Source organism: Pseudomonas sp. lyk4-TYG-107 (assembly GCF_030209055.1).
In the GTDB taxonomy this organism is placed as follows: Bacteria; Pseudomonadota; Gammaproteobacteria; order Pseudomonadales; family Pseudomonadaceae; genus Aquipseudomonas; species Aquipseudomonas putida_A.
This window is the reverse complement of record NZ_JARVST010000027.1, coordinates 190,616-212,081: the sequence shown is the minus strand read 5'-3', so window position 1 is coordinate 212,081 and position 21,466 is coordinate 190,616. Positions and strand designations below refer to the sequence as shown.

Sequence of the window (21,466 nt, the reverse complement as noted above, 5' to 3'; positions counted from 1 at the left end):
GCGTCCGAGTGAGAGGCTGCATCGCAAGGAGTTTAGATGAGTGCCGATAACGCCTACGCGGTCGAGCTGAAGGGAGTCTCCTTCAAGCGCGGTGCGCGCAGCATTTTCAATAACGTCGATATTCGCATCCCGCGTGGCAAGGTTACCGGCATCATGGGACCTTCCGGGTGCGGCAAGACCACTTTGTTGCGCTTGATGGGTGCGCAGTTGCGTCCATCCAGCGGCGAAGTCTGGGTCAACGGCCAGAACCTGCCGACGCTGTCGCGCAGTGATCTGTTCGATGCGCGCAAGCACATGGGCGTGCTGTTTCAAAGCGGCGCGCTGTTCACCGATCTCGATGTCTTCGAGAACGTCGCTTTCCCCCTGCGCGTTCATACCCAATTGCCGGATGAAATGATCCGCGACATCGTCCTGCTCAAATTGCAGGCGGTCGGTTTGCGCGGTGCCATCGAGCTGATGCCCGACGAGCTGTCCGGCGGCATGAAGCGTCGGGTCGCCCTGGCCCGGGCGATTGCGCTCGATCCGCAGATTCTCATGTATGACGAGCCTTTCGTCGGCCAGGATCCGATCGCCATGGGCGTGCTGGTACGCCTGATCCGTCTGCTCAACGATGCGCTGGGGATCACCAGTATCGTGGTCTCCCACGATCTGGCCGAAACCGCGAGCATCGCCGACTACATCTATGTAGTGGGTGATGGTCAGGTGCTGGGGCAGGGCACGCCGGACGAATTGATGAACTCGGATGAACCGCGTATTCGCCAGTTCATGACCGGCAACCCCGATGGCCCGGTGCCGTATCATTTTCCAGCGACGGATTACCGCGCAGATCTTCTGGGGAAGCGCTGATGCGCAGAATTTCATTGATAGAACGCGTACGCCGGTTCGGCGAGGCCGCGATCGACGCCGTCGCGGTGTTTGGCCGCGCGACCCTGTTCCTGTTTCACGCCCTGCTCGGTCGTGGCGGCATCAGCGGCGGTTTCGGCCTGCTGGTCAAGCAACTGCATTCGGTCGGCGTGATGTCGCTGGTGATCATCGTCGTGTCGGGGATTTTCATCGGCATGGTGCTGGCGCTGCAGGGCTTCAGTATTCTGTCGAGCTACGGTTCGGAGCAGGCGGTGGGGCAGATGGTGGCCCTGACGTTGCTGCGTGAACTGGGGCCTGTCGTGACGGCGTTGCTGTTTGCCGGGCGTGCCGGTTCGGCGCTGACCGCAGAAATTGGCAACATGAAGTCCACCGAACAGCTTTCCAGCCTGGAAATGATCGGTGTCGATCCGCTCAAATACATTATTGCCCCGCGTCTGTGGGCCGGTTTCATTTCCCTGCCGGTGCTGGCGATGATTTTCAGCGTGGTGGGAATCTGGGGCGGTTCGTGGGTGGCTGTCGACTGGCTTGGCGTGTATGAAGGCTCCTACTGGGCGAACATGCAGAACAGCGTGAACTTCACCAGCGATGTGCTCAACGGCGTCATCAAAAGTATCGTTTTCGCCTTCGTCGTGACCTGGATCGCCGTTTTCCAAGGCTATGACTGTGAGCCCACTTCCGAGGGCATCAGTCGCGCCACCACCAAGACCGTGGTATTCGCCTCGCTGGCGGTACTGGGCCTGGACTTTATTCTGACCGCTTTGATGTTTGGAGATTTCTGATGCAAAACCGCACCCTGGAAATCGGTGTCGGCCTGTTCCTGCTGGCAGGGATCCTGGCTTTGTTGCTACTGGCTCTGCGGGTCAGTGGCCTGTCTCCGACTTCGACCACCGACACCTATAAACTGTATGCCTACTTCGACAATATCGCCGGTTTGACGGTCAGAGCCAAAGTGACCATGGCTGGCGTAACCATCGGCAAGGTCACGGCCATCGATCTGGATCGCGACAGCTTCACCGGTCGGGTAACCCTGCAAGTGGATAAAAAGGTCGACAACCTGCCGACCGACTCCACAGCGTCTATCCTGACCGCTGGCCTGTTGGGCGAGAAGTACATCGGTATCAGCGTGGGCGGCGAAGACACCCGTCTGAAGGATGGTGGAACCATCCACGACACCCAGTCGTCTCTGGTACTGGAAGACCTGATCGGTAAATTCCTGCTCAATACCGTTAGCAAAGACGCCAAATGAGGAGCTTTTGAATGATCTCTACCTTGCGACGTGGCCTGTTGGTGTTGCTTGCGGCACTGCCGATGCTGGCTAGCGCTGCGCCCGGACAGTCGGCGCACGACCTGATTCAGGACACCACGAACCGGATGCTGGCCGACTTGTCGGCCAATAAAGAGAAGTACAAGAAGGATCCGCAGGACTTCTACACGGCGCTGAACACCATCGTCGGACCTGTGGTGGATGCCGAAGGCATTTCCAAGAGCATCATGACGGTCAAGTATTCGCGCAAGGCCACGCCGGCGCAGATGCAGACCTTCCAGGAGAACTTCAAGCGCGGTCTGTTCCAGTTCTATGGCAACGCTTTGCTCGAATACAACAACCAGGGCATCACGGTTGATCCGGCCAAGGATGAGTCCGGCGATCGCACCAGCGTCGGCATGACCGTCAAGGGCAACAACGGCGCGATCTACCCTGTGCAGTACACGCTGGAGAAGATCAATGGCGAGTGGAAACTGCGCAATGTGATCATCAACGGCATCAACATCGGCAAGCTGTTCCGTGATCAGTTCGCCGACGCGATGCAGCGCAATGGCAACGATCTGGACAAGACCATCAACAATTGGGCTGGCGAAGTGGCCAAGGCCAAGGAAACCACCGAGAAAGCTGCCGAGAAGCCAGCGCAATGAATGAGGCGGCAGTTCGTATAAGTGATGTCGACGAGCTATTGCTCAGCGGAGTGCTGGACTATCGCACAGGTCCCGACCTGCGCAAGGAAGGCCAGGCGCTGATCAAGTCCAGCAAGGCGGCATCGCTGGTCATCGATTGCTCGGCAGTGAAGAAGTCCAGCAGCGTCGGCTTGTCCTTGCTGCTGTGCTTCATGCGCGATGCCCAGGCGGCCGGCAAAGTCGTCAGCATCCGTGCGATGCCGGAAGACATGCGCGAAATCGCTCAGGTCAGTGAACTGACCGAGTTGCTGGCGCACCCCTGAACCCGCATCGATAAACAAGCCCCCCGTCAGAGTCCTGCCAATGCGGGGTTCGCAGGCGCGGGGCTTTTTTGTATGATGTCCGACCCGTGCGCACAGGGCGCCGATTGAGGTTGAGCATGCAGGCCGTAGAAGTGAAGAGCTTCCTTGAAGGAAAGCTGCCAGGAACGCAGGTGGAAGTTGAAGGCGAAGGCTGCAACTTCCAGCTGAACGTGATTAGTGATGAACTGGCGGCGTTGAGCCCGGTCAAGCGTCAGCAAAGCATCTATGCCCATTTGAACCCTTGGATCGCCGATGGCAGCATCCACGCGGTCACTATGAAATTTTTCAGCAGCGCGGCCTGGGCCGAGCGCACCTGAGCCCTAGGGCGTCGAGATTCTTATGGATAAATTGATTATTACCGGTGGCGTTCGTCTTGATGGCGAAATCCGTATCTCCGGGGCGAAGAACTCCGCCCTGCCGATTCTGGCTGCCACCCTGCTGTGCGATGGCCCGGTGACCGTTGGCAACCTGCCGCACCTGCACGACATCACCACCATGATCGAGCTGTTCGGTCGCATGGGCATCGAGCCGGTGATCGACGAGAAACTCAGCGTCGAAATCGACCCACGCACCATCAAGACCCTGATCGCGCCGTACGAACTGGTGAAAACCATGCGTGCCTCGATCCTGGTACTGGGCCCGATGGTTGCGCGTTTCGGTGAAGCCGAAGTCGCCCTGCCTGGCGGTTGCGCGATCGGTTCGCGTCCGGTCGACCTGCACATTCGTGGCCTCGAAGCCATGGGCGCGGTGATCGATGTCGAAGGCGGCTACATCAAGGCCAAGGCGCCTGAAGGCGGTCTGCGCGGTGCGCACTTCTTCTTTGATACCGTCAGCGTGACCGGTACCGAAAACATCATGATGGCAGCTGCCCTGGCCAAGGGCCGCAGCGTCCTGCAGAACGCTGCGCGCGAGCCTGAAGTGGTTGACCTGGCGAACTTCCTCAACGCCATGGGCGCCAAGGTATCTGGCGCCGGTACCGACACCATCACCATCGATGGCGTCGAGCGTCTGGGTTCGTGCTTCTACAAAGTCATGCCTGACCGTATCGAAACCGGCACCTACCTGGTGGCAGCTGCGGTCACCGGTGGCCGCGTGAAGGTCAAGGACACTGATCCGACCATTCTTGAAGCGGTCCTGGAAAAGCTCCGTGAGTCCGGTGCGGAAATCACCTGCGGTGAAGACTGGATCGAGCTGAACATGCACGGCAAGCGCCCGAAAGCGGTCAACGTGCGTACCGCGCCGTACCCGGCGTTCCCGACTGACATGCAGGCACAGTTCATCTCGCTCAACGCCATTGCCGAAGGCACAGGCGCAGTGATCGAGACGATCTTCGAAAACCGTTTCATGCACGTGTACGAACTGCACCGCATGGGCGCCAGGATCCAGGTCGAAGGCAACACCGCGATCGTCACCGGTACTGAAGTTCTGAAGGGCGCGCCAGTGATGGCCACCGACCTGCGTGCTTCGGCCAGCCTGGTGATCTCGGCACTGGTGGCCGAAGGCGACACCCTGATCGACCGCATCTACCACATAGACCGTGGTTACGAGTGCATCGAAGAAAAACTGCAGATGCTGGGCGCCAAGATCCGTCGCGTTCCGGGCTGATTGCTGCATGCGGACACAGGGACGTGTCCACTGAATTTGTTTCGAGTCGAGCCGGTATCCGGCTCGATGTGTGTCCGGCGCCGATTGCGACCGGACATGAGTACCTTGATAAGGACTGACGTTTCCCATGTTGACCATCGCACTGTCCAAGGGCCGCATCCTTGACGACACCCTGCCGCTTCTCGCTGAAGCGGGCATCGTGCCGACCGAGAATCCGGACAAGAGCCGCAAGCTGATCATCCCCACCACTCAGGATGACGTACGTCTGTTGATCGTGCGTGCCACCGACGTGCCGACCTATGTCGAGCATGGCGCGGCCGACCTCGGCGTCGCCGGTAAAGACGTGCTGATGGAATACACCGGTCAGGGCCTTTACGAGCCGCTGGATCTGCAGATTGCCCAGTGCAAGCTGATGACCGCCGGCAAGATCGGCGCGGCCGAGCCCAAGGGCCGTCTGCGCGTGGCGACCAAGTTCGTCAACGTCGCCAAGCGTTACTACGCCGAACAGGGGCGTCAGGTCGACATCATCAAGCTCTACGGTTCGATGGAGCTGGCGCCGCTGATCGGTCTGGCCGACAAGATCATCGACGTGGTCGACACCGGCAACACCCTGCGCGCCAATGGCCTGGAACCTCAGGAACTGATCGCCACGATCAGCTCGCGCCTGGTGGTCAACAAGGCTTCGATGAAGATGCAACACGCCCGAATCCAGGCGTTGATCGATACCCTGCGCAACGCAGTGGAATCGCGACACCGCGGCTGATTCACCTGCGTGACCTTGAGTCGCGCCCGTCTATCCGCCTCATAGCCAGAATCTCAGGTGCCCAAGCGGAAACGACTGCTAAGTTAGGGCGCCTGAGTTTTTGCCATTCCTATGAGGCTCTCGCTATGACCGCACCGACTGCAATTCGCCGACTCAACGCTGCTGACCCGGATTTCGCGCATCATCTGGATCATCTGCTGAGCTGGGAAAGTGTGTCTGACGACTCGGTCAATCAGCGCGTGCTGGACATCATCAAGGCGGTGCGCGAGCGCGGTGACGCGGCGCTGGTCGAATTCACCCAGAAGTTCGACGGCCTCGAAGTGGCGTCGATGGCCGACCTGATCCTGCCGCGCGAGCGTCTGGAACTGGCCCTGACCCGCATCACCGTGGCACAGCGCGAAGCGCTGGAAAAAGCCGCGGCGCGGGTGCGCAGCTATCACGAAAAACAGAAACAGGACTCCTGGAGCTACACCGAGGCCGACGGCACCGTACTCGGGCAGAAGGTCACGCCGCTGGATCGCGCCGGCCTGTACGTACCGGGCGGCAAGGCGTCGTACCCGTCTTCGGTGTTGATGAACGCGATTCCGGCCAAGGTCGCCGGCGTGACCGAAGTGGTCATGGTCGTGCCGACCCCGCGCGGTGAGCTCAATGAACTGGTGCTGGCGGCGGCGTGCATTGCCGGCGTTGACCGAGTGTTCACCATCGGCGGCGCACAAGCGGTTGCCGCGCTGGCTTACGGCACCGAAAGCGTGCCACAGGTGGACAAGGTCGTCGGCCCGGGCAACATCTATGTGGCCACCGCCAAGCGTCACGTGTTCGGTCAGGTCGGCATCGACATGATCGCCGGCCCGTCGGAAATCCTTGTGGTGTGCGACGGCCAGACCGATCCGGACTGGATCGCCATGGATCTGTTCTCCCAGGCCGAGCACGACGAAGACGCGCAGGCAATTCTAGTCAGCCCGGACGCCGAATTCCTCGACAAGGTCGCTGCGAGCATCGACAAACTGCTGCCGACCATGGACCGCGCAACCATTATCGAAACCTCGATCAATGGTCGCGGTGCACTGATTCATGTGCGCGACATGGCGCAAGCCATCGAAGTCGCCAACCGTATCGCCCCGGAACACTTGGAGCTGTCGGTCGCTGATCCACAAGCGTGGTTGCCGCAGATCCGTCACGCCGGTGCGATCTTCATGGGCCGTCACACCTCCGAGGCGCTGGGCGACTACTGCGCTGGCCCGAACCACGTGTTGCCGACCTCCGGCACCGCGCGGTTCTCCTCGCCGCTGGGTGTGTACGACTTCCAGAAACGTTCGTCGATCATCTTCTGCTCCGAGGCCGGTGCTTCCGAGCTGGGCAAGACCGCTTCGGTGCTGGCCCGTGGCGAATCCCTGAGTGCGCACGCACGCAGCGCCGAATACCGCATCAAAGCTGAGCAGAAGGGGAACTGATCATGAGTAAATTCTGGAGCCCGTTCGTCAAGGATCTGGTGCCGTATGTGCCGGGCGAGCAGCCAAAGCTGACCAAACTGGTCAAGCTCAACACCAACGAAAACCCCTACGGCCCGTCGCCAAAAGCCCTGGCGGCGATGCAGACCGAACTCAACGACAACCTGCGCCTGTACCCGGACCCGAACAGCGATCTGCTGAAAAACGCCGTCGCCCACTACTACGGCGTGCAGAGCAATCAGGTGTTCCTCGGCAACGGTTCGGACGAAGTGCTGGCGCACATCTTCCACGGTCTGTTGCAACACGAGCAGCCGCTGCTGTTCCCGGACATCAGCTACAGCTTCTATCCGGTGTATTGCGGTCTGTACGGCATCCAGTTCGATGCCGTGCCGCTGGACGCGCAGTTCCAGATCAACCCGGCGGACTACGCCAAACCGAACGGCGGGATCATTTTCCCCAATCCGAACGCACCGACCGGTTGCCTGTTGGCGCTGGAGGCGGTCGAGCAGATCCTCAAGGCCAGCCCGGATTCGGTAGTGGTCGTGGATGAGGCGTACATCGACTTCGGTGGCGAAACCGCGATCAGCCTGGTGGATCGTTATCCGAACCTGCTGGTGACCCAGACCCTGTCCAAGTCGCGCTCGCTGGCCGGCCTGCGCGTTGGTCTGGCGGTGGGTCATCCGGATCTGATCGAAGCGCTGGAGCGGATCAAGAACAGCTTCAACTCCTATCCGCTGGATCGCCTGGCGATTGTCGGGGCGGCGGCAGCGTTCGAGGATCGCGAGTATTTCGACAAGACCTGCCGTCTGGTGATCGAGAGCCGTGAATGGGTGATCGCGCAATTGCAGGCCAAAGGCTTTGAAGTGCTGCCTTCGGCGGCGAACTTCATCTTCGCCCGTCACCCGCAACACGATGCAGCAGGGCTGGCAGCCAAACTGCGCGAGCAGGGTGTGATCGTGCGTCACTTCAAGCAGGAGCGGATTGCCCAGTTCCTGCGGATTTCGATCGGTACGCCGGAGCAGAATCAGGCGCTGATCGACGGTCTCGGCAACCTCTGACCCGCCGCTGAACCTGTGGGAGCGAGCCTGCTCGCGAAAGCGGTTTTTCATTCAACATCCTTGCTGAATGTTTTGCCCCCTTCGCGAGCAGGCTCGCTCCCACATTGGTTTTGTGTTGGTTATTCGTGATGCGGTTCGCCAAGGAACGTCAGCGAACTGAACAGCCCGCGACTGTTCACATCCGCGCTGTCCTTCACCGGCACTTCCACCTGCGCCGCAATCACATTCAACCCTTCATTACGCACCAGCACTTGCGCACGACCGTCCTTGTCCGTTTCAGTGCTCAGGGTGTTCGGTGCATTGCGATAGTCGCCAATCAGCTTCACGCCCGCTGCCGGTTTGCCATCGAGCAGCACCCGTACCGGCAGTGATTTGCCCGGGCCGACGGTCAGCGGGTCGACCTCCGGCAAAATCAGCAACTTGATCTGCTCAAGCCTGGGCAACTTTGCTCCCGGTTGATAAATCGCCAGGCTGTACTTGAGCGTCTCGGTGGCTTCGACAGCACCCGGCACTTTGCTGCGGCCTTCGTTGATCCATTTTCTGTCGGCGGTTTGCGACCACATGCCGTTGTTCAGTGCGACGGCCATGACCGCCGGTGTTTTTAGCGGCTTCAGGAGCGCGTGATCGGACAGGCGTTCGACGCTGACCGGAATCATTTTGCCGCTTGTGTCATAGGCCCAGGCGCCGCTGATTTTCTGCGCCTTGAAGGCATTGTCTTCGGCGCCGTGGCCGTAGATCACTTCGATATTGCCGCGCCGTTGTTCTGTCCACAGGCCATGGGCCGAGGCTTGAGTGACGAACAAAGCGGCGATGATCAGTAGGGTTTTGCCGTATTGCATAGTGACGTCCTTTTACAGGTTGAGTGTCAGGCTGACGGTGAAATTGCGCGGCTCGCCGGGGTTGACCCAGTAATTGCTGTAGGAGCGCTCGTAGTATTTTTCGTCGAAGAGGTTGTTCAGGTTCAGGCCAACCGTGACGTTGTCGCTGGCCTTGTAATGGGCCAGCAGATCGACGGTGTGATAGGCCGGCATTTCAAAATCACCGCCGGCTTCACCGGAGCGATCGCCGACATAGGTGAACGCCGCGCCGACGTCCGAGCCGCGCAAATGGCCGTCCTGAAACTCGTAGACGCCGAGCAGGCTGCCACTGCGCTTGGCCACGCCAAGGATGCGGCTGCCGGTCGGGATTGCCGCGTCGCCCTTGGTCACTTCAGCGTCGATGTAAGCGAAGGCACCCATCACCCGCACGGCATCGGTCACTTGCCCGGTCACTTGCCAGTCGAAACCGCGACTGCGCGCCTTGCCCATCGCGCGGCTGGTATCGGTGTTCGGATCGAGGGCGAGGACGTTTTCCTTGTCGATGTGGAAGAAGGCGAGGGTGCTGCTCAGGCGCTCGTCGAACAGTTCGTTCTTGATCCCGATTTCGTAGCCGACACCTTCTTCGGGATCGAAGGATTTGCCGGAGGCGTCGAGGCCGTTATTCGGTTTGAACGAGGTCGAGGTGTTGGCGAACAGGCCGGTGTACGGCGTCAACTGATAGAGCAGGCCGGCGCGTTGGGTGAGGGCGTCGTGAGTCTGCTGGCTTTTGGCATCGCGGGTGTGATCGTCGATGCGTTGATCAAAGTGTTCGAAGCGTGCGCCGATCATCCCGCGCAGTTTGTCGGTGAAGATGATTTGATCCTGCAGGTTCAGTGCGTGGCTTTCGACGTGTTCGAAGAAGTCAGTACCCGAGCGTGGGCCGTTGGGTTTCGGTTGGCCGTAGATCGGCTTGTAGATGTCGATGGCGTAGGGACCGCCAGCGATGGTAGTGACGCGTTCGTTCTTGCGGAAGTTCTCGTATTCGGTGCCGATCAGCAGTTCGTGCTGCCATGGGCCGAGGTCGAACAGACCGCGCAGCTCCAATTGGGTGATGCTGTCGTGCCAGTTAGTGTCCCGTTCGCGGTAGCGTCGGTTGACCGTGTGACCATCGGCGTTCAGCGCACGACTTTCAGACGCGTCGCCCCACAGTTTGCCTTCCTTGTAGTGGCTGGCCAGACGCAGTTTCCAGCTGTCGTTGAGGTGATGTTCGAGGGTGGCCTGGAGCAGGTTGTTGTGGTTGTCGATGTTGCCGTCGTTCGGTTCACCGAGGAAGGTCGAGCGCGAAACGCCGCTCCATTTGTTGTTCGGCGCGACGATTCCTCGGTCGAACGTGGAGTTGTGCCGGACGATTTCGCTTTCCACCAACAACGAAGTGTCCGGGCTCAGTTGCCAACTGATCGAAGGTGCGACGAAGACCCGCTGGCTGTCGACGTGATCACGGAAGCTGTGGTTGTCTTCGACCGCGAGGTTGATCCGTGAGAGCACGTCCCCCTGCTCGTCGAGCGGCGTGTTGACGTCCAGTGCCGTGCGATAACGATCCCAGCTGCCAGCGCTGGTCTGCAGGGTGGTGAACGCTTCGGGCTGCGGCTTTTTGGTGACGATGTTCACCGTGCCGCCAGGATCGCCACGGCCATACAGGCTAGCGGCCGGGCCTTTGAGGACTTCGATGCGCTCCACATTGGCCGCGTCCGGCGTGCTCGGGTAGCCGCGATTGGCGCTGAAACCGTCCTTGTAGAACTCCGAGGTGATGAAGCCGCGTACGCTGTATTCGTACAGCGTCAGGCCGCCAAAATTGTTCTGCTTCGACACGCCGCCGGCAAATTCCAGTGCGCGTTCGACATTGTGGCTGCCCAGATCCTTGAGCACGCTGGCCGGCACCACGCTGATCGCTTGGGGAATGTCGCGGATGGCGGTGTCGGTTTTGGTTGCACTGGCGGAGCGCGTCGCGCGGTAGCCGCTGACCGGCCCGCTGGGGGATTCATAATCGGAAGTGACGCTGATGGCGTCGAGTTCGATGGGTTGCGGATCTTCGGCGAAGACCGGATCGCCCAGCAGGCCAAGGGTCAGGCCAAGCAGCGAGGCCTTTTTTCGAGACGACATGTTATGTTGTTCCAATCGTTAAATTGAAACAATATAACATGCCTGTTGAGAGTGTCTTTCATTCGCGCACTCGGCGCGAATAAAGTTTTACTCTTCTTCTTTCACCGGTGCAGGCGGTGGACGCAGGCCGATTTCAGCGGTGAGCTTCAGTTCTTTGCCGTTGCGCATGACCTGAATGGTCACTTTGTCAGTCGGCTTGATCCGCGCCACCTGGTTCATGGACTTGCGGCCATCACCGGCCGGTTCGCCGTCGATACTCAGAATCACGTCACCCAGTTGCAGGCCGGCCTTCTGTGCCGGGCCATCGCGGAAGATCCCCGCCACGACAATCCCCGGGCGCCCGGACAGGCCAAACGACTCGGCCAGTTCCTGGGTCAGCGGCTGCACTTCAATACCGAGCCAGCCACGAATCACCTGACCGTGCTCGATGATCGATTTCATTACTTCCATCGCCAGTTTCACCGGGATCGCAAAACCGATGCCCTGCGAGCCGCCGGACTTGGAGAAGATCGCCGTATTGATGCCGGTGAGGTTGCCGTTGGCATCGACCAGCGCGCCGCCGGAGTTGCCCGGGTTGATCGCCGCGTCGGTCTGGATGAAGTCTTCATAGTTGTTCAGGCCCAACTGGTTACGCCCGGTGGCGCTGATGATGCCCATGGTCACGGTCTGGCCGACCCCGAACGGGTTGCCGATGGCCAGCGCGACATCGCCGATGCGGATGCTGTCGGAGCGGCCGACGGTGATCGCCGGCAGGTTTTTCAGGTCGATCTTCAACACCGCGAGGTCGGTTTCCGGATCGCTGCCGATCACCCGGGCGAGGGTTTCGCGACCGTCCTTGAGCGCCACCACGATCTGGTCGGCGCCGGTGGTCACGTGGTTATTGGTCAGAATGTAGCCTTCCGGGCTCATGATCACCCCGGAACCGAGGCTCGATTCCATGCGTTTCTGCTTCGGCGAGTTGTCACCGAAGAAGCGCCGGAACTGCGGGTCTTCAAACAGCGGGTGCGCCGGTTTGTTGATGACCTTGGTGGTGTAAAGGTTGACCACCGACGGTGCGGCGATGGTCACTGCGTCGGCATAGGACACCGGTCCCTGCTGCACGCTGGTGGTTTGCGGGGCCTGTTGCAGGTTGACATCGAGGCTCGGCAGCCCGACCCACTGCGGGTAACGCTGAATAATCAACAGAGCGATAAGCACACCGGCCAACAGCGGCCAGCCGAAAAAACGCAGCGCCTTGAGCATTAAGCACGTCCTGGAAAAGTTGCAGGCGGGGTCAGACCGCCCATAATGTCGCGCATTATACGAGGCCGCGCGCGCCTCTGAACGGGATTTTCAGGAGTCTTTCATGGCCGTCGCCCTCAGCACCCTCGTCGAAGAAGCCGACCGTTACCTCGGCAGTGCGAAAATCGCCGATTATTGCCCGAACGGCCTGCAGGTCGAAGGCCGACCGCAAGTGATGCGCATCGTCAGTGGCGTCACCGCCAGTCAGGCCTTGCTCGATGCTGCGGTGGAAGCCGAAGCGGATCTGGTGCTGGTGCATCACGGTTATTTCTGGAAAGGCGAGAACCCGTGCATCACCGGCATGAAGCAGCGGCGTTTGAAGACTTTGCTCAAGCACGACATCAGTCTGCTCGCCTATCACTTGCCGCTGGATCTGCATCCGGAGGTTGGCAACAACGTGCAACTGGCGCGTCAGCTGGACATTACCGTTGAAGGGCCACTGGATCCGGACAACCTCAAAATTGTCGGACTGGTCGGGTCGTTGAATGAGCCGATGACTGCGCGTGATTTCGCCCGCAAGGTTAAAGACGTCATGGGCCGCGAGCCGCTGCTGGTCGAGGGCAGTGGGATGATTCGTCGGGTCGGCTGGTGCACCGGTGGCGGGCAGGGCTATATCGATCAGGGCGTGGCGGCGGGTGTCGATCTGTTCCTCAGTGGTGAAGCCTCCGAGCAGACCTTCCACAGCGCGCGGGAAAACGACATCAGCTTCATCGCCGCCGGTCACCACGCCACCGAGCGCTATGGCGTGCAGGCGCTGGGTGACTACCTGGCAAAACGTTTCGCCCTCGAACACATCTTCATCGATTGCCCGAACCCGATCTGAATCCACCACAAATACCTGTGGGAGCGAGCCTGCTCGCGAAGGCGTCAGACTTTCAATACAAAGGTGTCTGGCATACCGCTTTCGCGAGCAAGCCCGCTCCCACAGGAACAGCATTGCCCGGCCGAACCGGCAGGCATATTCATATGCCCTTTCGATCTAGTAGGCGTCCTGATTAGAAGAGGTCGCTGTGCTAGGATTCCCCGCTCGAACACGGCCCGCTGGCCGTTCATAAGAAAGCTTTCGTGAGTAGCCATGGTCGACAAACTGACGCATCTGAAACAGCTGGAGGCGGAAAGCATCCACATCATCCGCGAGGTGGCCGCCGAGTTCGACAACCCGGTGATGCTGTACTCCATCGGTAAAGACTCCGCCGTGATGCTGCATCTGGCACGCAAGGCGTTCTTCCCGGGCAAACTGCCGTTTCCGGTGATGCACGTCGACACTCGCTGGAAATTCCAGGAGATGTACAAGTTCCGCGACAAGATGGTCGAAGAGCTGGGCCTGGACCTGATCACCCACATCAACCCCGATGGCGTGGCGCAGAACATCAACCCGTTCACCCACGGCAGCGCCAAACACACCGACATCATGAAGACCGAGGGCCTCAAGCAGGCGCTCGACAAGCATGGTTTCGACGCCGCGTTCGGCGGTGCCCGTCGCGATGAAGAGAAATCCCGCGCCAAAGAGCGCGTGTACTCGTTCCGCGACAGCAAGCACCGCTGGGACCCGAAAAACCAGCGCCCTGAGCTGTGGAACGTCTACAACGGCAAGGTCAACAAGGGCGAATCCATTCGGGTGTTCCCGTTGTCGAACTGGACCGAACTGGACATCTGGCAGTACATCTACCTCGAAGGCATCCCGATCGTGCCGCTGTACTTCGCCGCCGAGCGCGAAGTGATCGAGAAGAACGGCACGCTGATCATGATCGACGACGACCGTATCCTCGAACACCTGTCTGACGAGGACAAGGCACGCATCGTCAAAAAGAAAGTGCGTTTCCGTACCCTTGGCTGCTACCCGTTGACGGGCGCGGTGGAGTCCGAGGCTGAAACCCTCACGGACATCATTCAGGAAATGCTCCTGACGCGAACTTCCGAGCGCCAGGGCCGGGTCATCGACCACGATGGCGCAGGCTCGATGGAAGACAAGAAACGTCAGGGTTATTTCTAAGGGGTTGTCATGTCGCACGCATCTGATTTGATCAGCGAGGACATCCTCGCCTACCTGGGCCAGCACGAACGTAAAGAGCTGCTGCGCTTTTTGACCTGCGGTAACGTCGATGACGGCAAGAGCACCCTGATCGGGCGCCTGCTGCACGACTCCAAGATGATCTACGAAGATCACCTGGAAGCGATCACTCGCGATTCGAAGAAAGTCGGCACCACCGGTGACGACATCGACCTGGCGTTGCTGGTCGACGGTCTGCAGGCCGAGCGTGAGCAGGGCATCACCATCGATGTCGCCTACCGCTATTTCTCCACCGCCAAACGCAAATTCATCATCGCCGACACCCCTGGCCATGAGCAGTACACCCGCAACATGGCCACCGGTGCGTCCACCTGTGACCTGGCGATCATCCTGGTCGACGCCCGTTACGGCGTGCAGACCCAGACCCGTCGCCACAGCTTCATTGCCTCGTTGCTGGGCATCAAGCACATCGTCGTCGCCATCAACAAGATGGACCTGAAAGACTTCGATGAAGGCGTGTTCGAGTCGATCAAGGCCGACTACCTGAAGTTCGCCGAAGGCTTGAAGATGAAGCCGACCAGCATGCACTTCGTGCCGATGTCTGCCCTCAAGGGCGACAACGTGGTGAACAAGTCCGAGCGCTCGCCTTGGTACAAAGGTCAGTCGCTGATGGAAATTCTCGAGACCGTGGAAGTGGCGGGCGACCGCAACTTCACCGATTTGCGTTTCCCGGTGCAGTACGTCAACCGTCCGAACCTGAACTTCCGCGGTTTCGCTGGCACCCTCGCCAGCGGCATCGTGCACAAGGGCGACGAAGTGGTGGTGCTGCCGTCGGGCAAGAGCAGCCGCGTCAAATCCATCGTCACCTTCGAAGGTGAACTGGAGCAGGCCGGCCCTGGTCAGGCAGTGACGCTGACCATGGAAGACGAAATCGACATCTCCCGTGGCGACCTGCTGGTGCATGCCGACAACGTGCCGCCGGTCACCGACAGCTTCGAAGCGATGCTGGTGTGGATGGCTGAAGAGCCGATGCTGCCGGGCAAGAAATACGACATCAAGCGCGCCACCAGTTACGTGCCGGGCTCCATCGCCAGCATCGTCAACAAGGTCGACGTCAACACCCTTGAAGAAGGTCCGGCGAGCGCGTTGCAGCTCAACGAAATCGGCAAGGTGAAGATCGCGCTCGACGCGCCGATCGCCCTCGACGGTTACGACAGCAACCGCACCACCGGCGCGTTCATCGTCATCGACCGTTTGACCAACGGCACCGTCGGCGCCGGCATGATCGTCGCTCAGCCAGTGGCTCATGGGACTGCCTCGCACCACGGCAAACTGGCTCACGTTGCCACTGAGGAACGTTCCCAGCGTTTCGGCCAGCAGCCAGCGACCGTGCTGTTCAGCGGCCTGTCGGGCGCGGGCAAGAGCACGCTGGCCTACGCGGTCGAGCGCAAGCTGTTCGACATGGGCCGTGCGGTGTTTGTGCTCGATGGTCAGAATCTGCGTCACGACCTGAACAAAGGGCTGCCGCAGGATCGTGCCGGTCGTACCGAGAACTGGCGGCGTGCTGCGCATGTGGCGCGTCAGTTCAACGAGGCGGGTCTGTTGACTCTGGCTGCGTTTGTGGCGCCGAGCGCCGAAGGTCGCGAGCAGGCCAAGGATCTGATCGGCAAGGAGCGTCTGCTCACGGTTTATGTGCAGGCTTCGCCGGCGGTATGTGCCGAGCGTGATCCGCAAGGGCTGTATGCTGCGGGTGGCGATAATATTCCGGGTGAGTCGTTCCCGTATGACGTGCCGCTGAATGCTGATCTGGTGATCGACACGCAGTCGCTGTCGTTGGAAGAGAGCGTCAAGCAGGTGTTGGATCTGCTGCGCAAGCGTGGCGCGATTTAAGCTTTAGCTGGAAATGAAAGGCCCGCGGATGAGTGATCATCGGCGGGCTCTTTTATTGGGGGCGATTTGGTTTTCGGCGATGGCGGCCTTTGGGCCGACCATGCTTTGGGTGGGTTGTGTGAATATCCGTTTCTTCGGGTGTTGCTGATTGCGGTTCCGCCCTTACGGCGGGTCACTTTTTACAAACGCCTAAAAGGTAACCCAAAAGGCTTGCTCCTGCGTTCGGCCCGCTCGCTGGGGCTCGGGGTCCCTTCGCTGCGGGATTGATCCGGGGGGCAGCGCCTACGGTTGGCTTCGCTGCACCTCCTCTCGCTGTGTTTGGCTTCGCCAAACGGTCGCTGCGCTCCCACCCCCGGATCAATCCCTCCACTCAGCCTTCCGACGTCGCCCGTGGATCAAGATCAAAAGCTTTCGGCGAGCTGACACTCGGCCATTTGAGTGGTGAAAAGCGTGCGCCTGGCTTTAGCTTTTCCTGTGGGAGTTGGCTTGCCAGCGATGGCGGCCTGACAGCCGACCAATCTCTACCTGAATACACCGTGTGCAAACTGTGGGAGCGGGCTTGCTCGCGAAGGTGGTCTGACAGCCGACCAAGCTCTACCTGAATACACCGTGTTCAAACTGTGGGAGCGGGCTTGCTCGCGAAGGCGGCCTGACAGCCGACTAATCTCTACCTGAATACACTCCATCCAACTGTGGGAGTGAGCCTGCTCGCGATAGCGGTGTGTCATTCAACATTGGGAGTGGCTGTTCCACCGCTATCGCGAGCAGGCTCGCTCCTACAGGGGATTAGCGTTTGTCTGGGAATTCGCGGTGCATCTGCTCCAGCAGCGCATCCTTGTCCTGCCACAGCTGGTTGATCCAGCCCTGGAATTGCAGGCGGTATTCGCCGTCCTGGTCGTAGTTCTTGCCGATGAAGGCTGGCGGGATTTTCAGTTCTTCAAAGTGCACCACCACGTCGCGCACGTTGCCGCACAGCAGATCCCAGAAACCCGGACGCCCGCCCGGGTAGTGAATGGTCACGTTGACGATCGACTCCAGTTGCTCACCCATCGCGTCCAGCACGAAGGCGATGCCACCCGCCTTGGGTTTGAGCAGGTATTTGAACGGCGACTGCTGCTGCGCGTGCTTGCCTTCGGTGAAGCGCGTGCCTTCGACGAAGTTGAAAATCCCCACCGGGTTGTTGCGGAATTTCGCGCAGGTCTTGCGCGTGGTTTCCAGGTCTTTGCCTTTCTTCTCTGGACGCTTTTCCAGGTACGCCTTGGAGTAGCGCTTCATGAACGGGAAGCCCAGCGCCCACCAGGCCAGACCGATCACCGGAACCCAGATCAGCTCCTGCTTGAGGAAGAATTTCAGCGGCTGGATGCGGCGGTTGAGCACGTATTGCAGCACCAGGATGTCGACCCAGCTCTGGTGGTTGCTGGTGATCAGGTATGAGTGCTGGTAGTCCAGACCTTGCAGGCCGCTGATGTGCCAGCGGGTGCGGCGCACCAGGTTCATCCAGCCTTTGTTGTTGCTGATCCAGGCTTCGTGGGTGTGGCTCATCAGCCACAGTGAGGCGCGGCGAGCGAGGTCGAAGGGCAGCACTTTGATCAGCGCGACGCAGAACAGGAACGAGCACAGCAGAATCGTATTGAGCGCCAACAGCAGCGCGGCGATCACGCCGCGAATCGGGGCGGGCAGGAAGTCCAGCATTTACACATCCATAGGTCGGTTGGCGGCTTGAATCGCGGTCAGGGCGATGGTGTAGACGATGTCGTCGACCTGCGCGCCGCGCGGCAGGTCGTTCACCGGTTTGCGCAGGCCTTGCAGCATCGGGCCGAGGCTGACGCAGTCGGCGCTGCGCTGCACGGCTTTGTGGGTGGTGTTGCCGGTGTTCAGGTCGGGGAACACGAACACCGTGGCGCGACCGGCCACCTGGCTGTTCGGCGCCAGTTGCCGGGCGACGTCTGCGTTGGCGGCGGCGTCGTATTGCAGCGGGCCGTCGATCAGCAGCGAGTGCTGTTGCTCGTGGGCGAGCAGGGTGGCTTCGCGGACTTTCTCGACTTCTTCGCCTGTGGCCGATTCACCGCTGGAGTAACTGATCATCGCCACTCGCGGGGTAATGCCGAATGCTGCTGCGGAATCAGCGCTTTGCAGGGCGATCTCCGCCAGTTCGGCGGCGCTCGGGTGCGGGTTCATCACGCAGTCGCCATAGACCAGCACTTCTTCGGGGAACAGCATGAAGAACACCGACGACACCAGCGTGCAGCCCGGTGCGGTCTTGATCAGTTGCAGGGCCGGGCGAATGGTGTTGGCGGTGGTGTTGATCACACCCGAGACCAGGCCGTCGACCTCATCCAGCGCGAGCATCATGGTGCCGATCACCACGGTGTCTTCCAGTTGCTGTTCAGCCATCGGCGCATTGAGGCTTTTGCTTTTGCGCAGCGCGACCATCGGCTCGATGTAGCGCTCGCGGATCAGGTCCGGATCGAGAATCTCCAGCCCCGGCGGCAACTCGATACCTTGCGCGCGGGCCACCGCTTCGACGTCTTCGGGTTTGGCCAGCAGCACGCAACGGGCGATGCCGCGCTCCTGGCAGATCGCCGCCGCTTGCACGGTGAGCGGCTCGCTGCCTTCGGGCAGGACGATGCGTTTGTTCGCCGACTGCGCCCGTTGAATCAGTTGGTAGCGAAATACCGCTGGCGACAGACGCATTTCCCGTGGTGTGCCGCAGCGTTGATGCAGCCATTTGGCGTCGAGATGGCTGGCGACGAAGTCAGTGATGATCTCCGCGCGCTCGCGGTCATCGATGGGAATTTCCTTGTTCAGGCCATTGAGCAGGTTGGCGGTGTCGTAGGAGCCAGTGCTCACCGACAGCACCGGCAGACCGGCCTGCAGCGCGCCACGGCATAGGTCCATGATGCGTGGATCGGGCAGGGTGTCGCTGGTCAGCAACAGCCCGGCCAGCGGTACGCCATTGAGTGCCGCGAGGCTGACCGCGAGGATGATGTCGTCGCGATCACCCGGGGTCACCACCAGTACGCCGGGCTTGAGCAGCTCCACAGTGTTGCGCATGGTCCGTGCGCAGATGATGATTTTGGTCATGCGCCGGGTTTCGTAATCGCCGGCGTTCAGCACCTGCGCGCCCATCAGGTCGGCGACGTCGCGGGTACGCGGTGCATTGAGTTCGGGCTGAAACGGAATGCAGCCGAGCAGGCGGAAATCACCGCTGCGCAACAACGGTGAATGCTCTTTGAGGCGCGTGGCGAAGGCGTCCATGCTCTCCTCGGTCTTGACCTTGTTGAGGATTACGCCGAGGACTTTTGGATCTTTCGGGCCGCCGAACAATTGCGCCTGCAATTCCACGCGACCGGAGAGTTCGGCAAGCACTTCGTTTTCCGGGGCCGAGACCAGAATCACCTCGGCATCCAGGCTTTTCGCCAAGTGCAAATTGACCCGCGCGGCGTAGCTGGCGCTACGGGTCGGCACCATGCCTTCGACCACCAGCACATCTTTGCCGATAGCAGCTTGCTGATAGAGGGCGATGATTTCTTCGAGCAACTCATCGAGCTGACCGTCGCCGAGCATCCGCTCGACATGGGCCAGGCCCAGTGGCTGCGGCGGTTTCAGGCCGTGGGTGCGCGCCACCAGTTCGGTGGAGCGCTCAGGACCAGTGTCGCCCGGATGCGGCTGGGCAATCGGTTTGAAGAAACCGACTTTCAGTCCGGCCCGCTCCAGGGTACGCACCAGCCCGAGGCTGATGGAGGTCAGACCCACGCCAAAATCGGTGGGCGCGATAAAAAAAGTTTGCATGCGGATTCTCTAAAGGTGCATGGCAATGGTGGCGATCTATACGTGACCGCCTACCGCAATTCAGTCGCCAAGGTTATCGCTAACCGAGCCTTGTGCGCACCAACCGCAGTCAAAGGGTTGGCCTATTTTTTCAATACGTTGCGCCGGGTCCAGGACCCATGGCCGCGATTGCCACGGCGGCTGGTGACGCAGGTGCTGGGTGTGGCCACAGGAAAGCTCGGCCACCCAGTGACCGTCTTCATCCTGATGGAAGCCGGCGATTGTCGAATCCCGTTTGTCCGGGTTGTGTTCGCTTTCGCGCGATTGCTTCGCTAAACTTGGCCTTTCTATATTCTTCTGCAAAAGGTCTCGCCCCATGCTGATCGCCGCCAATAAGGCTGTCTCCATCGACTATACCCTGACCAACGACGCTGGTGAGGTCATCGACAGCTCCGCCGGCGGCGCTCCGCTGGTCTACCTGCAAGGCGCAGGCAACATCATCCCGGGCCTGGAAAAAGCTCTGGAAGGCAAAGCTGTTGGTGACGAGCTGGAAGTGTCCGTTGAGCCGGAAGACGCTTACGGCGAATATGCTGCCGAACTGGTCAGCACCCTGAGCCGCAGCATGTTCGAAGGCGTTGACGAGCTGGAAGTCGGCATGCAGTTCCACGCTTCGGCGCCGGACGGCCAGATGCAGATCGTGACCATCCGTGACCTGGACGGCGACGACGTCACCGTCGACGGCAACCACCCACTGGCCGGTCAGCGCCTGAACTTCAAAGTGAAGGTCGTTGCTATCCGTGACGCCAGCCAGGAAGAAGTCGCTCATGGCCACGTCCATGGCGAAGGTGGCCATCACCACTGATTTTCTGCGCTAAGCTTCGAGTACTGGAGAGGCGCCTGCGGGCGCCTTTTTAGTCCGCGGCTGTCCTTGGTGCTCTCGCCAAGTGGCTGTTTCGAGTAGAACACGGGAATCTGGAGTCCGTCATGAGTGCTTTTCACGACCTTAAGTTGACAGCCCTGGATGGTCAGGAGCTACCGCTGGCGCCTTTCAAAGGCCAAGTCGTGCTGGTGGTCAACGTCGCCTCCAAATGCGGCTTGACCCCACAGTACGCGGCGCTGGAAAACCTCTACCAGCAATTCAAGGGCAAGGGCTTCAGTGTGCTGGGCCTGCCGTGCAATCAGTTTGCCGGTCAGGAGCCAGGTACCGAACAGCAAATCCAGGAGTTCTGCAGCCTGAACTATGGCGTGACGTTCCCGTTGTCGAGCAAGCTTGAAGTCAACGGCCATGATCGTCATCAGCTGTACCGCTTGCTGGCGGGCGAGGGTGCGGAGTTTCCGGGGGATATCACCTGGAACTTCGAGAAATTCCTGCTCGGCAAGGATGGCCGGGTATTGGCGCGATTCTCGCCGCGCACGCCGCCGGATGATCCGACCATTGTCCACGCGATTGAAAAAGCGCTGGGCTGAAACACAAAAATCGCAGCCATCGAGCTGCGATTTTTTTTGTCTGACTTTTGACCCTTAATCATTCAAATCAATAGTGCTGTTAAAAGGCGCTAACTGTTC

The 21,466-nt window shown here is 60.2% G+C and carries 21 protein-coding genes; 15 read left to right on the top strand and 6 right to left on the bottom strand.

The genetic code is table 11. The features are described 5' to 3' along the window. Window positions 1-36: 36 nt before the first annotated feature. The 10 genes from QRN61_RS22420 to hisC all read left to right on the top strand — a co-directional run bounded on the left by QRN61_RS22420 (window position 37) and on the right by hisC (window position 7,990). Entirely contained in the window at window positions 37-846 is an 810-nt protein-coding gene (locus tag QRN61_RS22420; RefSeq protein WP_003221703.1) for an ATP-binding cassette domain-containing protein, read from the top strand. Next, window positions 846-1,643, top strand: coding sequence for a lipid asymmetry maintenance ABC transporter permease subunit MlaE (gene mlaE, locus QRN61_RS22415; protein ID WP_003221704.1), 798 nt, complete (start codon window positions 846-848; stop codon window positions 1,641-1,643). The genes QRN61_RS22420 and mlaE overlap by 1 nt, the downstream gene beginning before the upstream one ends. Next, window positions 1,643-2,110: an outer membrane lipid asymmetry maintenance protein MlaD gene (gene mlaD, locus QRN61_RS22410; protein ID WP_007967220.1), complete on the top strand. Its 468-nt coding sequence runs from the start codon at window positions 1,643-1,645 to the stop codon at window positions 2,108-2,110. Before mlaE ends, mlaD begins: the two co-directional genes overlap by 1 nt. 11 nt (window positions 2,111-2,121) lie before the next feature. Then, entirely contained in the window at window positions 2,122-2,775 is a 654-nt protein-coding gene (locus tag QRN61_RS22405) for an MlaC/ttg2D family ABC transporter substrate-binding protein (RefSeq protein ID WP_027610852.1), read from the top strand. After that, window positions 2,772-3,077, top strand: coding sequence for an STAS domain-containing protein (locus tag QRN61_RS22400; RefSeq protein ID WP_183784637.1), 306 nt, complete (start codon window positions 2,772-2,774; stop codon window positions 3,075-3,077). Before QRN61_RS22405 ends, QRN61_RS22400 begins: the two co-directional genes overlap by 4 nt. A gap of 116 nt (window positions 3,078-3,193) precedes the next feature. Then, window positions 3,194-3,433 carry a BolA family protein gene (locus tag QRN61_RS22395; protein ID WP_007953556.1) on the top strand — a complete coding sequence of 80 codons (240 nt, stop codon included), beginning with the start codon at window positions 3,194-3,196 and terminating at the stop codon, window positions 3,431-3,433. Between the two features lie 22 nt (window positions 3,434-3,455). Next, window positions 3,456-4,721 (top strand): UDP-N-acetylglucosamine 1-carboxyvinyltransferase, encoded by a 1,266-nt coding sequence (murA, locus tag QRN61_RS22390; protein WP_027610854.1) that lies wholly within the window; start codon window positions 3,456-3,458, stop codon window positions 4,719-4,721. A 127-nt stretch (window positions 4,722-4,848) separates the two neighbouring features. Continuing rightward, the gene (hisG, locus tag QRN61_RS22385) at window positions 4,849-5,484 is read left to right on the top strand and encodes an ATP phosphoribosyltransferase (protein ID WP_007967226.1); all 636 of its coding nucleotides are present in this window, start codon (window positions 4,849-4,851) and stop codon (window positions 5,482-5,484) included. Between the two features lie 125 nt (window positions 5,485-5,609). Then, on the top strand, window positions 5,610-6,935 hold the full coding sequence (gene hisD, locus QRN61_RS22380) for a histidinol dehydrogenase (RefSeq protein WP_027610855.1): 1,326 nt from the start codon (window positions 5,610-5,612) through the stop codon (window positions 6,933-6,935). 2 nt (window positions 6,936-6,937) lie between these two features. Then, a complete protein-coding gene (gene hisC, locus QRN61_RS22375) occupies window positions 6,938-7,990 on the top strand; it encodes a histidinol-phosphate transaminase (protein ID WP_285375544.1) in 1,053 nt (350 codons plus the stop codon). Between the two features lie 119 nt (window positions 7,991-8,109). On the opposite strand, the gene QRN61_RS22370 is transcribed toward hisC, so the two are convergent. From QRN61_RS22370 to algW, 3 genes are all read right to left on the bottom strand, one after another. Then, window positions 8,110-8,829 carry a DUF4198 domain-containing protein gene (locus tag QRN61_RS22370; RefSeq protein ID WP_096795363.1) on the bottom strand — a complete coding sequence of 240 codons (720 nt, stop codon included), beginning with the start codon at window positions 8,827-8,829 and terminating at the stop codon, window positions 8,110-8,112. A gap of 12 nt (window positions 8,830-8,841) precedes the next feature. Continuing rightward, window positions 8,842-10,947 carry a TonB-dependent siderophore receptor gene (locus QRN61_RS22365; RefSeq protein WP_150370282.1) on the bottom strand — a complete coding sequence of 702 codons (2,106 nt, stop codon included), beginning with the start codon at window positions 10,945-10,947 and terminating at the stop codon, window positions 8,842-8,844. A gap of 87 nt (window positions 10,948-11,034) precedes the next feature. After that, window positions 11,035-12,189: a Do family serine endopeptidase AlgW gene (gene algW / locus QRN61_RS22360; protein WP_096795365.1), complete on the bottom strand. Its 1,155-nt coding sequence runs from the start codon at window positions 12,187-12,189 to the stop codon at window positions 11,035-11,037. A 103-nt stretch (window positions 12,190-12,292) separates the two neighbouring features. Here algW and QRN61_RS22355 point away from each other — a divergent pair, with 103 nt between their 5' ends. The 3 genes from QRN61_RS22355 (at window position 12,293) to cysN (ending at window position 16,129) form a co-directional block, all read left to right on the top strand. Next, window positions 12,293-13,051 (top strand): Nif3-like dinuclear metal center hexameric protein, encoded by a 759-nt coding sequence (locus QRN61_RS22355; protein ID WP_096795366.1) that lies wholly within the window; start codon window positions 12,293-12,295, stop codon window positions 13,049-13,051. Between the two features lie 252 nt (window positions 13,052-13,303). Continuing rightward, window positions 13,304-14,221, top strand: a complete 918-nt coding sequence (gene cysD, locus QRN61_RS22350) for a sulfate adenylyltransferase subunit CysD (RefSeq protein ID WP_003221715.1) — start codon at window positions 13,304-13,306, stop codon at window positions 14,219-14,221. 9 nt (window positions 14,222-14,230) lie between these two features. Further along, window positions 14,231-16,129: a sulfate adenylyltransferase subunit CysN gene (gene cysN, locus QRN61_RS22345; RefSeq protein ID WP_027610861.1), complete on the top strand. Its 1,899-nt coding sequence runs from the start codon at window positions 14,231-14,233 to the stop codon at window positions 16,127-16,129. A gap of 786 nt (window positions 16,130-16,915) precedes the next feature. Here the strand turns inward: cysN and yihG are convergent. From yihG to QRN61_RS22330, 3 genes are read right to left on the bottom strand one after another with little or no spacing between them, the layout of a single operon-like run. Continuing rightward, entirely contained in the window at window positions 16,916-17,821 is a 906-nt protein-coding gene (yihG, locus tag QRN61_RS22340) for a 1-acylglycerol-3-phosphate O-acyltransferase, YihG family (protein WP_285375543.1), read from the bottom strand. Continuing rightward, the gene (gene pta, locus QRN61_RS22335) at window positions 17,822-19,921 is read right to left on the bottom strand and encodes a phosphate acetyltransferase (RefSeq protein WP_095139509.1); all 2,100 of its coding nucleotides are present in this window, start codon (window positions 19,919-19,921) and stop codon (window positions 17,822-17,824) included. It lies immediately after the preceding gene. Window positions 19,922-19,981: 60 nt separating this feature from the next. Next, the gene (locus tag QRN61_RS22330) at window positions 19,982-20,308 is read right to left on the bottom strand and encodes a DUF3565 domain-containing protein (RefSeq protein ID WP_096795392.1); all 327 of its coding nucleotides are present in this window, start codon (window positions 20,306-20,308) and stop codon (window positions 19,982-19,984) included. Here QRN61_RS22330 and QRN61_RS22325 point away from each other — a divergent pair. Together QRN61_RS22325 and QRN61_RS22320 are read left to right on the top strand one after the other, a co-directional pair. After that, a complete protein-coding gene (locus QRN61_RS22325) occupies window positions 20,277-20,762 on the top strand; it encodes an FKBP-type peptidyl-prolyl cis-trans isomerase (protein ID WP_007968032.1) in 486 nt (161 codons plus the stop codon). The genes QRN61_RS22330 and QRN61_RS22325 overlap by 32 nt on opposite strands. A 122-nt stretch (window positions 20,763-20,884) precedes the next feature. Next, window positions 20,885-21,367 carry a glutathione peroxidase gene (locus tag QRN61_RS22320; RefSeq protein WP_027610864.1) on the top strand — a complete coding sequence of 161 codons (483 nt, stop codon included), beginning with the start codon at window positions 20,885-20,887 and terminating at the stop codon, window positions 21,365-21,367. Window positions 21,368-21,466 lie beyond the last annotated feature (99 nt).